Origin of the sequence: Comamonas sp. 7D-2, from assembly GCF_022749555.1 — a bacterium.
GTDB lineage: Bacteria > Pseudomonadota > Gammaproteobacteria > Burkholderiales > Burkholderiaceae_C > Comamonas > Comamonas thiooxydans.
The window spans coordinates 1,582,478-1,594,134 of the sequence record NZ_CP094238.1 but is presented as its reverse complement, the minus strand read 5'-3'; the positions used below and the strand labels follow the sequence as shown (position 1 = coordinate 1,594,134).

The following is an 11,657-nucleotide window of genomic DNA, read 5'->3' as shown; positions in this document are numbered from 1 at the left end:
CTTGTCTCCGTCAATCTTTTGTTTTATGGATGGACTCTCGCAAATAGACGCTGGCGGCAGCCTCCGTTGTGAGAGCGCTGCCGCAGCTTGGCCTGAATTCAATCAGACAAAGGGCTCCTGGTTGGGAATGCCCAGCACATGCGAGCCATAGGCGCGCACATAGGCATCCGTGTTGTTCGCAATGTGGGTACGTCCCTGATGGATGTCGCGGAAGATGCGCTCGATGGGGTTGTTCTTGAAAGTACCGCTGGCTGCGCAGGCACGCATCAGCTCATTGGCATGAAAGCCCGTCAGCTTGGGAACGTATGACGCCTGAGCACGCTGCAGCAGACGCTCCTCCAGCGTCAGCTGAATACCAGTCTTGGCCGCATCCACAATGCGTGCGTAATTGCGGAAGAGAACCATCTTGAGCTGGTCCAGCGCAATCGTGGCTTCGGTCACGGCCGTCTGTGCGTTCACGTCCTCGGCCATCCTGTTGCCATGCTTTCCAACGTGCGCCGTCGCGCGCTCGGTGAACGACGCGATGGCGCTTTCCAGCGCGCCCAGGCAGGCGGTGGACACCGCACGCTGGAACACATGGGTAAAGGGGATGCGGAACAGCCAGCTGGTGTTCTCCGTGCGACCGGGGCAGCCCACATCGCTGTGGTCGTTGGTGTACTGGATGCGATGTGCCGGGACAAACGCGTTTTCCACCACGATGTCATGACTGCCTGTACCGCGCAGGCCCAGCACATCCCAGTTGTCCTCAATGCGGTAGTCCGCCTTGGGCACCAGAAAAGTCACATGCTCCAGGCCAGGCGTGCCATCACGCTTGGGCAGCAGACCGCCGAGAAACAGCCAGTCGCAATGCTTGGAGCCGGTGGAAAAGCTCCAGCGACCGTTGAACCTGAATCCGCCTTCCACGGGCTCGGCCTTGCCAGTAGGCATATAGGTCGAGGCGATGCGCACGCCGTTATCCTTGCCCCACACATCTTGCTGAGCCTGGTCGGGGAAAAGCGCCAGCTGCCAGGGGTGAACGCCGACCACCCCGTAAATCCAGGCCGTGGACATGCAGCCCTTGGCCAGCTCCATCTGCACGCTGTAGAACACACGGGGATCCATTTCATAGCCACCCCAGCGCTTTGGCTGCAGCACACGGAACAGCCCCGCCTCAGCCATCTCCTGAACGGTTTCGTCGCTGATCTTTCCTTCGCGATCCGCCTGCTGCGCGCGTGCCGCCAGCTTGGGCGCCAGGGCCTTGGCACGCTCGATCACAGCCAGCGCATCAGGAGTGAGGTAGTTATCTGTCATTGTGTTCATTCAGGTCTCCAGTTGCCGCTCCACCGGACGGCTTGTGGTGTGGTGGGCAAGGCCTTTTCGCCTATGACAGAAATGCTCTCACCATGCAATTTTCCGTTCATCGTCCGATCAGACTAACGATGAAGCAGGCGTTTGCGGACTTCTCCAAAGCCTGATCCCGCACAGCAAAAACACGGAGCCTAGGACAAACACCAAGCCCTGTTTTGCGCTGCTAGTCCATGTGAAGGATTCATAAAAGCCCTGTTCGCAGCACTCTTGCACCAAGGAGACATTCACCCCATGCAAAGCACTGCAGCAACCTTCGACCCCAAAGACTTTCGCCGCGCCCTGGGCATGTTTGGCACCGGGGTCACCATCGTCACCACCCGTGCAGAGAATGGCGAGCCTGTAGGAATCACCGCCAACAGCTTCAACTCGGTTTCGCTGGAGCCCCCCATGGTTTTGTGGAGCCTGGCCAAGAACGCCCGCAGCCTGCCTGTGTTCCAGAACGCCGACACCTGGAATGTGCACATCCTCTCCAACGAGCAAGAAGCCCTGTCGAACCGCTTTGCCCGTGCTGGCGAAGACAAGTTCTCCGGCCTGCCGCTGGACTCCGAGGCAGCCCATGCCCCGCTGCTGCAGGACTGCAGTGCGCGCTTCAGGTGCAAGACGGCATTTCAGTACGACGGCGGCGACCACATCATCTTTGTGGGCGAGGTGACCGACTACGACGCCAACCCACACCCTCCCCTGCTCTACGTGACCGGCGGTTACGCCCTGGCTTCACGCAAGGCCAACGCCGTGGCCAGCGAACCTGCCGCAGACACCAATACCGCCTACTCGGAAAACCTGATCGGATATTTGATGGGCCGCGCGCACTTTCAATTCCTGAGCGGCTTGCGCAAGCCCATGGCGGCTTACGGCATGACCGATGCCGATTTCTACGTGCTCTCGCTGCTGAGCATCCAGCAACCCCAGTCTCCTGCCGAAATTGCGTCTCACATGGCCTACACCGGCACCGACATCGGAGCCGTGGCCCTGCAGTCGCTGATCAGCAAGGGCTGGGTGGAGGAAAGCCGCGAGCGCGCTGAGTCGCTGCAGCTCACGCCCCTGGGCAACGAAGCCATCTTGCGTGTGCTGGCCGCAGCCAAAGCTGTGGAAACCGATTTGATAGCAAGCCTTGGCGAGATGGAAGCAGCCACGCTGCGCAATCTGCTCAAAAAGGCGATTGCCGCCACCGATCCCGGCCTGCCCAAGCTCTGGCAAGCCAGGGCTTGATAAGCCTCGTCATCCAAGATTTCTCACCCGAAGGCAGGAGACAGCCTTCGCCTATCCACTCCAAGCATAAAGAACAGAGATGAGCCAATTTTCCATCCCAGAAGGCAAGTATGTGGACATCGGCAATGTGGCCGGTCATCCTCAGCGCGTTCACTACCATGAGCAAGGCTCTGGCGACCCCGTGATCTTTTTGCACGGCGCTGGCACCGGTGCCAGCGGCTACAGCAACTTCAAGGGCAACTACCCCGAGTTTGCTGCGGCCGGCTTTCGCTCCATCGTTCCCGACCTGCTCGGTTACGGCCTCTCGTCCAAGACCGAGGAGCCCAGGCAGTACGACATGGATTTCTTCATCGCCGGCGTCAAAGGTCTGGTGGAGCAGCTGGGCCTGAAAAACATCACCCTGCTGGGAAATTCGCTGGGCGGTGCCGTGGCGCTGGGCTATGCGCTCAAGTACCCCGAGGACGTCAAGAGCCTGATCCTCATGGCACCCGGTGGCGTGGAAGAGTTTGAAGCCTATATGGCCATGCCCGGCATTGCCAATATGTTCAATGTCTACAAGTCGGGCAAGACCGGCCCCGAAGCCATGCGCGCCGTCATGAGCATGCAGGTGGTGGACCAGTCGCTGCTGACGGAAGAAATCATCAATGAACGCGCCCCGATTGCGCTGACCCAGACCGAGGCCTCGCGCCAGCGCCTGTACATCCCCAATATGACCGAGCAGCTGCCTGATCTGAAGTGCAATGTGCTGGGGTTCTGGGGCATGCAAGATGCCTTCAATCCCGTGGGCGGTGCCGACAAGCTGGCCAAGGGCATCAAGCACTGTCGCGTGGTGCTGGTCAACCAGTGCGGCCACTGGGTGCAGGTCGAGCATCGCGAGATGTTCAACCGCACCTGCATAGACTTCATGAAAAACGGTTGAAGCCATGAGTGACAAGCAATTCATCGAACAGCAAGGCCAGCGCCTGTATGACGCGCTGCGCACCGCCAGGACGCTGGCTCCGCTGACCGAAAGCCACCCCGAAATGACGGTGGAAGACGCCTATCACATCTCCTTGCACATGCTGCGCCTGCGCGAAGCATCGGGCGAACGTGTGATCGGCAAGAAGATAGGCGTGACCTCCAAGCCCGTGCAGGACATGCTGAATGTGCACCAGCCCGACTTCGGCTTTCTCACAGACAGCATGCAGTTTGAAGACGGCGCAGCCGTCTCGCTCAAAGCATCCGGCCTGATCCAGCCCCGCGCCGAAGGCGAAATTGCCTTCATGCTCAAGAAGGATCTGCAAGGCCCGGGGGTGACCAAGGAAGACGTGCTGGCCGCCACCGAGTGGGTCGCCCCCTGCTTCGAGATCGTCGATTCGCGCATCAAGGACTGGAAGATCAAGATCCAGGACACCGTGGCCGACAACGCTTCCTGCGGCGTCTTCGTGATCGGCAAGCAGCACACAGATCCGGCTTCACTGGATCTGGCCGCTGCCGCCATGGAAATGCGACGGAACGGCCAGCCCGCAGGCTCTGGCCTGGGCAGTGCCGTGCAGGGCCACCCAGCTGAAGCCGTAGCCTGGCTGGCCAACACATTGGGCGCTTTTGGCATTCCTTTCAAAGCCGGTGAAGTGATTCTCTCTGGCTCTCTCGCCCCCCTGGTGCCCGCCGCCGCCGGCGACCGTTTCGACATGGTCATCGAAGGCATGGGTACTTGTTCCATTCAATTCACCGAGTAAGAAACCATGACGCAAAAAAAGATCAAGTGCGCACTGATCGGCCCCGGCAATATCGGTACCGATCTGCTCATGAAACTGCAGCGTTCCCCCATACTGGAGCCTGTGTGGATGGTCGGCATCGACCCTGAGTCCGATGGTCTCAAGCGTGCCCGCGAGATGGGCATCAAGACCACGGCCGACGGTGTGGATGGCCTGCTGCCCTTTGTCAAGGAAGACGGCATCCAGATCGCCTTTGACGCTACCAGCGCCTATGTCCACGCCGAAAACAGCCGCAAGCTCAACGAGCTGGGCGTGCTGATGATCGACCTGACGCCTGCAGCGATCGGCCCCTACTGCGTGCCCAGCGTGAATCTGGCCGAGAAGGTTGCGGAAAAGGCCATGAACGTGAACATGGTCACCTGCGGCGGCCAGGCCACCATTCCCATGGTGGCGGCGGTTTCGCGCGTGCAGGCCGTGAGCTACGGAGAGATCGTTGCCACGGTATCGAGCCGCTCGGTCGGCCCCGGCACGCGCAAGAACATCGACGAATTCACCCGCACCACATCGGGTGCCGTGGAAAAGATTGGCGGCGCGCAAAAGGGCAAGGCCATCATCGTCATCAACCCCGCCGAGCCGCCGCTGATCATGCGCGACACCATCCACTGCCTGACGGTGGATACGCCCAGGCCTGCCGAGATCGAAGCCTCGGTGCACGCCATGATCAAGGAAGTGCAGAAATACGTACCCGGCTACAAGCTGGTCAACGGCCCCGTGATCGACGGCAACCGCGTCTCCATCTATATGGAAGTCGAAGGCCTGGGCGACTACCTGCCCAAGTACGCGGGCAATCTGGACATCATGACCGCCGCCGCGGCGCGCACGGCCGAGATGTTTGCCGAAGAAATCCTCGCCGGCCGTTTCGAGTTGGCCGAAGCCGCTGTTGCTGTCTGATCCAGGAGAAGAACATGTCCCTCAAAGGTAAAAAGATCACCGTTCACGACATGACGCTGCGTGACGGCATGCACCCCAAGCGCCACCAGATGACCCTGGAACAGATGAAGTCCGTGGCCACGGGACTGGATGCCGCTGGCGTGCCCCTGATTGAAGTGACCCATGGCGACGGCCTGGGCGGCAGCTCGGTCAACTACGGCTTTCCTGCACATACGGACGAGGAGTACCTGTCCACCGTCATTCCGCTGATGAAGCAGGCCAAGGTCTCGGCCCTGTTGCTGCCCGGCATCGGCACTGTCGATCACCTGAAGATGGCCCACGAGCTGGGCGTCTCCACCATCCGTGTGGCCACGCATTGCACCGAGGCCGATGTCTCCGAGCAGCACATCGCCATGGCCCGCAAGATGGGCATGGATACCGTGGGCTTTCTCATGATGGCGCATATGAACAGTGCCGAAGGCCTGGTCAAGCAGGCCAAGCTGATGGAAGGCTACGGCGCCAACTGTATCTACATCACGGACTCGGCCGGCTATATGCTGCCGGACGACGTGAAAGAGCGTCTGTCCGCCGTGCGCCAGGCTCTGGAGCCCGAGACCGAACTGGGTTTCCATGGCCACCACAACCTGGCCATGGGCATCGCCAACTCTCTGGCTGCAGTGGAAGTCGGTGCCAACCGCATCGACGCTGCGGCTGCCGGCCTGGGCGCCGGTGCGGGCAACACGCCTATGGAAGTGCTGGTAGCCGTGTGCGCGCGCATGGGGATTGAAACCGGCGTGGACGTGTTCAAGATCCAGGACGTGGCCGAAGACCTGGTCGTGCCGTTGATGGACTTTCCCATCCGCATCGACCGCGACGCGCTGACCCTGGGCTACGCAGGCGTCTATGGCAGCTTCCTGCTGTTTGCCAAGCGTGCCGAAGCCAAGTACGGCATCCCCGCGCGCGAGCTGCTGCTGGAACTGGGCCGCCGCGGCATGGTGGGCGGCCAGGAAGACATGATCGAAGACACGGCACTGACCATGGTGCGCGAGCGCCAGAGGCAGGCTGTGGCGGCCTGATACGTCTGACTTCAGGCTCTCTTTGCCACTTTGATCGGGTTCAGCGGCTGCTTGGGGCGGCCGTTGAACCCTTTTTTTGCGGCATCGGCCTGAGCATCAGGCCTCTATCCATCCAGGCCAGCCTGCCCGGGCTACATGGCACATCTTTTCTAGAAGCGATAGCGCGCCACCACTTGGGCCGAGCGCGGTGCGCCCGGCAGGTTGAGGTTGGGCACGCTGCCATGACCGGCCACGATGTAGCGACGATTCAGCAGATTGTTGAGCTTGAGCTGCACATCCCAGGGGCCCATGCGGTAGTAGGCCATGGCATCCACTGTGGTGTAGCCTGGCAAGGTCACGGTATTGCCGGGATTAGCGAACCGGGCACCGACATAGTTCAGCCCCCCGCCCAGGCCGAAGCCGTGGCCCAGTGCCTTGGTCACCCATAAGTTGGCGCTTTGCCTGGGCGTCAGCGTGGGGCGCTTGCCCTGCACCGGCTGGCCGGAATCGACGGCAGGCGATGTGGTCATCTCGCCATCGAGGAATGCATAGCCGGCCCAGACCTGCCAGCTCGGTGCAATCTCTCCGGCAAACGTCAGCTCCAGCCCATTGGTGCGCTGCACGCCCAGAGGCACCACGGTGTTGCTTGTGGGGTCGACGCTCTTGATATTGGTGCGCTCGAGCTTGAATAGCGAGGCCGTGACCGAAGCCTTGCCGTCCGGCAGATCCCATTTGACTCCGACTTCCTGGCTGGTCGTTTTCTCCGGCGCCAGCTGTGCATTGTTGGCAGCCAGCGCAAAGGTTTCACCAGAAGGCTGGAAGGACTTGCTCCAAGAAGCATAGTAGGACCACGCCGACGAGGGCTGATAGACCAGCCCGACGCGCGGACTCCAGGCAGTGTCCGTACGACTCAGATCCGGCTTGCCGGGCTGACGCTCATGCGTTTCCTGCTGGAAGCGGTCATAGCGCACACCAGCCAGTGCCTTCCACTGAGGACTGATGGTGACCAGATCCTGCAGGTAGGCGCTGGCCACCTTGAAGACGCTGTGATTGTCCGCCGCAGGCTTGCCGTCGATGCGCAGCGGCAAAGTCGGCAGCACCGGATTGAACAGCGAGACCGTTGCCACATTGGCTCGGCTGTATGACAGCAGATCCTTGCTCTGTCGGCCGAATTCAAAGCCGTACAGCAGCTGATGCTTCATCCCGGCGAACTCGAGCTTCTGGCTCAGCTCGGTCTGGTTGAAAAATCCGCTCTCGTCACGCTGGACATTGCCCCGGGTCAACGATGCCGTCATCGCCTTCTCGTTGACCGAGCCCACCAGCGTGTTGTTTCTATCCAGCGAATAATCGTAGTAGCGCAAGGCATTGCGCAAGGACAGGCTGTCGCTGATCCGGTGATTCAGCGTGGCCCCCAGCGATGCCACTTCGGCACGGCTGACATCCACATCCCTGGCATTGGCCGCGCCGTAATAGGTGCCGGGCGACACATTGACTGGCCGGCCCTGGAACGCGGGGATACCGAAGTCCGTGAGGCGGCTGTCCTTCAGATAGTCGGCCTGCAGCAGCACGCTGGTGTCCGCGCTGGGCTTGATCAGCACCGATGCCGCAAGCGCCTTGCGATCGAGAAATTGCTGGTCGCGGTAGCTGTCGGCGCGCTCAACGGCTCCGGTCAGGCGATAGGAGACCGCACTGTCCTGCGGCGCGCGCGCCAGGTCGAACTCGCCACGGCGCTGGTTCCAGCGCCCCAGAGTCAAGCCCACTTCACTGAGATTGACGCCGGGCTTCTTGGTGATGCGATTGATCAGGCCGCCCGACGAGCCGCGTCCGTACAGCACCGACGCCGGACCCTTGAGCACTTCGATCTGCTCGATATTGGACAGATCGCGGAAATACAGCGCGTCATCGCGCAAGCCGTCCACAAACTGGTCGGCAATGGCGGAGAAGCCGCGAATGGTGACCTGATCGCGCTGACCGTCACCATGAGAAAAGCCCACGCCAGGCACGGCCTTGAGAGCGTCCTGCATGGATTGAGCGACCTGATCGCGCAGCAGGCTCTGAGGCACCACATTCACGGTCTGAGGAATATCACGCAACGGGGCCTCGATCTTGGTGGCGCTCGTTGCCGTGGGTGGGTTGTAGCCGGAATCGGGCTGGCGATCGCTGCGGACCTGTACTTCCTCCAGCACCACCTCTGAAGCTTGCTGCGCCCACGCTGCACCGGAAAAAGCCAGCCCCAATGCCGCTGCCAGCGGCGAATACCTCAATGCCATGAATGCCTCGTTATACGGAGTTTTAATTCGGCTTGGCGGGTATCGTCCGCAGCAGGGACTACGGCATCAATTGGCTACAACCTGTGTGCTGTGCAAAAGCGTGCGCATCATAAGCGAGAATCGGTCTCATTTACCTGTACTTTACAGTACAGAAATTATCTGGAGATCAAAGTCATGTACATGCTTTGAAAGCAGCAAGAGTCCATGGCTTAACAAAGCCGTATCCGCCCCTCCGAGGCGGGCTGGAGGCGATGCCGATGCAACGGCAACTCGCTGCCATCAGGCCGCCGATTTCAGGACCGATCAAGGGAAAACGAGAGGGCCCAACCGGCAGAGCTTTCAGCCCAGGGCTCAATAGCCCGATGCAAAAACCGCGTTCCAGGAGGTCTGGGCACTGGCCAGCACGATGCCAGCGGGCAGCTTGACCGCAGACTCCGCCTGCCCTGCCACAGCGGTACCCTGCGGCAGGTTCATGGCAGGCAGGTACAGCGCCAGTGCGGCAGCCACCAACGACACTGCGCGAAGCGCATTCATCCAGCGAAAAGAGGTTTTCATGCTTGTCTCCTGTGCAGGCTCTATGACCTTTCTGGTTTGCAGTATGGCCAGCACGGAAAACGCAACATCGTCCATTTTGATGAGCAGGTATTTACTTAGGTGGCAACCCCAGATCGCCGACCCGATGGCGCCGCCGCATGGCTTTGACTCCTGCCGGCAGAGTTTCAATAATTTGATAGCTGCCATCGCTTTTAAGACATAGGTATAAAGCCAATTTGACTGATATTTATCGCATTCCAACAGAGCCAGGATCCCATCCGTGAACGGCCGCAAAAAAAGGGCCTTGCTTGCGCAAAGCCCCAACCCTTGAAGAAACTGAAACACCCGCCTTCACCGGGCGGGCAACGGCGATTACATGTAAAGAATCACCAGGTCGTTGATGACTGCAGGACGGTCCTGGCCGACCACATGGATGTTGAGCTCCATCGTGGCCTGCACGCCGCTCTTGACCTGCTCCACAGCCTTGATGCGAGCCCGCGCACGGATCTTGCAGCCGGAGGGCACGGGGGTCGGGAAGCGCAGGCGGTCCGAACCATAGTTGACCATGTTGTTGAAGTCCACCACCTCGTAGTCCAGCGGAATCCTGAGCTGACTGGCCAGCACCTGCACCAGAGCGCCGTGGGCGATGGTGGTGCCGAACGGGCTTTTCTCGCGTGCCTGCACGGGGTCGGTGTGAATCCAGTAGTCGTCGCCGGAGAGCCTGGCAAACTCGTTGATGACTTCCTGGCTTACAGTGAACTCGTTGGACCAGGGGCTGTACTCCTCGGACACCAGCGACTTCATGGCCTCGATGTCCTTGACGGAAATCCTGCGCTTGGCTGCGGCAGCCTCCTCCACCACGGCAACCGCAACTGCGGCCTCGGCGTCGGCCTTGATGACGGTCGGGTGGCTGCCCGCACGAGCGGTAAAACGCAGCAGGGTGACCTCGCCGGGGCGCTCGTCAAACACGGGACGCACCTCCATGCCCACCTTCAGCGCCTCGGGATCCACGCCGACCATGGTGGTGTTGATGCGCACGCCTTCGCGGAGTTCGACCACGGCCAGGGCCTGGGGCATCTCGTCCGTGAATTCGGGCATGGTGGGAATGCGTGCGATGGTGAAGCTGTAGAGCGTGCCTTCGCCCGACACTTTGTTCCACTTCAGGGTGCGCGATCCGCAAGTGGGGCAATGGGTGCGTGGGAAAAACAGCGAGTGTCCACGATCGCATTGCTGAATGCGCACTTCGTGGGCCTTGAGACCGTCCCAGTACGGCGCAGAAATTTCCGTGGGATGGGGCAGAGGTTTGTTCCAAGCCATGTTCTTATGCTCCCCGCAGGATCAAGGCGCCCTGCTCGCTCATCACGCCACCGGTGCCGGACACATAGGCCAGATCGTTGCGACCCAGCTGCCTGTCGCCGGCACGCCCCTGAATCTGGTGCACCGCTTCAATCACCTGGGACATGCCGCCCGCTGTGCCGGACTGACCGAAGCTCAGCTGGCCGCCATGGGTATTCATGGGGAAGTTGCCCTTGAAGGTGAAATCGTTGTTGCGCAGAAAGTCCATGCCCTTGCCCTTCTCGCAAAAGCCCGCGTCTTCCAGCGTCAGCATCACGGTGATCGTGTAGCAGTCATAGATCTGCGCCATATGCATGTCTGAGGGACGCATGCCCGCCATTTCGAAAGCCTTGGCAGAAGCCGGGCCGATGGGGGTCTGCAGCATGTCGGCCATATAGGTGGGCGACTTGCTGCTCACATGCTCGCCGCAGCCGACGATGCTGACGGGGCGGTGTCTGGTGGTTTTGGCGCGATCGGCGCGCGTGACGATCATGGCGCCGCCGCCCGCAGCCGGCAGCACGATTTCCAGCACATGCAAAGGGTCGGCCACCATGCGCGAGTTCAGCACGTCATCCACCGTGATGGGCTGACCGTAGAACATGGCGTCGGGGTTGTGACAGGCATTGAAGCGCTGGTCCACGCTGATGCGTGCCAGAGCGGCCGCGTCGTAGCCATGGACCGCGCCATAGCGCTGGGCGATCATGGCATAGCCGGTGTTCTGCGCCATATGGCCATAGGGCAGGTCCATCTCGGCCTCGGGCGCTCCAAAGCGAGTGCTGTGGCCGCCAAAGCGGCTGGCCTTCATGACTTCCTTGATGTGGTCGTCATGTTCTGAGATCGGTGCCATGCGCGAGGGCAGCACGCAGACCACGGTGTTGCACAGCCCCAGCTCGATCGCAGCAGCCGCGCGCCAGACCATGGCCACGGAACTGGCTCCCCCCAGGTCCACGACTTCGGCAAAGTTCAGGCGCACGCCCAGGTATTCGCCGGCCATGGCCGGCACAAAACAGCTGGCTTCATGAAAGTGCGGAGCGCTCGTGATCAGACCGTCCACCTCGGACAGCTCCATGCCGGCGTCCTCCAGAGCCTGCAGCGTCAGATCGGCCACCTGCTCCAGATGGAACATGCGCGGCGCCGTTGCGTACTTCTGCGGCTTGTACTGCGCGACGCCAACCAGCGCCGCTTTTCCTTGCAAACCCATATGTCTCCCTTACCAAGAAAGTGTGCATTCATTGTGTAAATGAAGCAGACCGAATCCATCGTCTGTAGAGACTAAAAAG

The 11,657-nt window shown here is 60.8% G+C and carries 10 protein-coding genes; 5 read left to right on the top strand and 5 right to left on the bottom strand.

The annotated features are described in order from the left end of the window. Positions 1 to 102 precede the first annotated feature (102 nt). The gene (locus tag MPZ60_RS07185) at positions 103 to 1,290 is read right to left on the bottom strand and encodes an acyl-CoA dehydrogenase family protein (protein WP_003071339.1); all 1,188 of its coding nucleotides are present in this window, start codon (positions 1,288 to 1,290) and stop codon (positions 103 to 105) included. Between the two features lie 288 nt (positions 1,291 to 1,578). On the opposite strand from MPZ60_RS07185, the gene MPZ60_RS07180 reads away from it, so the two are divergent. From MPZ60_RS07180 to tesG, 5 genes are all read left to right on the top strand, one after another. Then, complete coding sequence (locus MPZ60_RS07180) at positions 1,579 to 2,556, top strand: flavin reductase (protein ID WP_003071341.1); 978 nt, start codon at positions 1,579 to 1,581, stop codon at positions 2,554 to 2,556. A 79-nt stretch (positions 2,557 to 2,635) separates the two neighbouring features. Further along, positions 2,636 to 3,475 (top strand): alpha/beta fold hydrolase, encoded by an 840-nt coding sequence (locus MPZ60_RS07175; RefSeq protein WP_034360372.1) that lies wholly within the window; start codon positions 2,636 to 2,638, stop codon positions 3,473 to 3,475. Between the two features lie 4 nt (positions 3,476 to 3,479). Continuing rightward, the gene (gene tesE, locus MPZ60_RS07170; RefSeq protein ID WP_034360369.1) at positions 3,480 to 4,274 is read left to right on the top strand and encodes a 2-hydroxyhexa-2,4-dienoate hydratase TesE; all 795 of its coding nucleotides are present in this window, start codon (positions 3,480 to 3,482) and stop codon (positions 4,272 to 4,274) included. Between the two features lie 6 nt (positions 4,275 to 4,280). Then, entirely contained in the window at positions 4,281 to 5,204 is a 924-nt protein-coding gene (gene tesF, locus MPZ60_RS07165) for an acetaldehyde dehydrogenase TesF (RefSeq protein WP_034360367.1), read from the top strand. Positions 5,205 to 5,218: 14 nt separating this feature from the next. Continuing rightward, on the top strand, positions 5,219 to 6,259 hold the full coding sequence (gene tesG / locus MPZ60_RS07160; protein ID WP_034360364.1) for a 4-hydroxy-2-oxovalerate aldolase TesG: 1,041 nt from the start codon (positions 5,219 to 5,221) through the stop codon (positions 6,257 to 6,259). Positions 6,260 to 6,408: 149 nt separating this feature from the next. On the opposite strand, the gene MPZ60_RS07155 is transcribed toward tesG, so the two are convergent. The 4 genes from MPZ60_RS07155 to MPZ60_RS07140 form a co-directional block, all read right to left on the bottom strand. Continuing rightward, on the bottom strand, positions 6,409 to 8,508 hold the full coding sequence (locus tag MPZ60_RS07155; RefSeq protein WP_034360361.1) for a TonB-dependent siderophore receptor: 2,100 nt from the start codon (positions 8,506 to 8,508) through the stop codon (positions 6,409 to 6,411). Positions 8,509 to 8,859: 351 nt separating this feature from the next. Beyond that, positions 8,860 to 9,063, bottom strand: coding sequence for a hypothetical protein (locus MPZ60_RS07150; RefSeq protein ID WP_034360532.1), 204 nt, complete (start codon positions 9,061 to 9,063; stop codon positions 8,860 to 8,862). Between the two features lie 351 nt (positions 9,064 to 9,414). Next, positions 9,415 to 10,359 (bottom strand): OB-fold domain-containing protein, encoded by a 945-nt coding sequence (locus MPZ60_RS07145; RefSeq protein ID WP_034360358.1) that lies wholly within the window; start codon positions 10,357 to 10,359, stop codon positions 9,415 to 9,417. A 4-nt stretch (positions 10,360 to 10,363) separates the two neighbouring features. Beyond that, entirely contained in the window at positions 10,364 to 11,578 is a 1,215-nt protein-coding gene (locus MPZ60_RS07140; RefSeq protein ID WP_034360356.1) for a thiolase family protein, read from the bottom strand. Positions 11,579 to 11,657 lie beyond the last annotated feature (79 nt).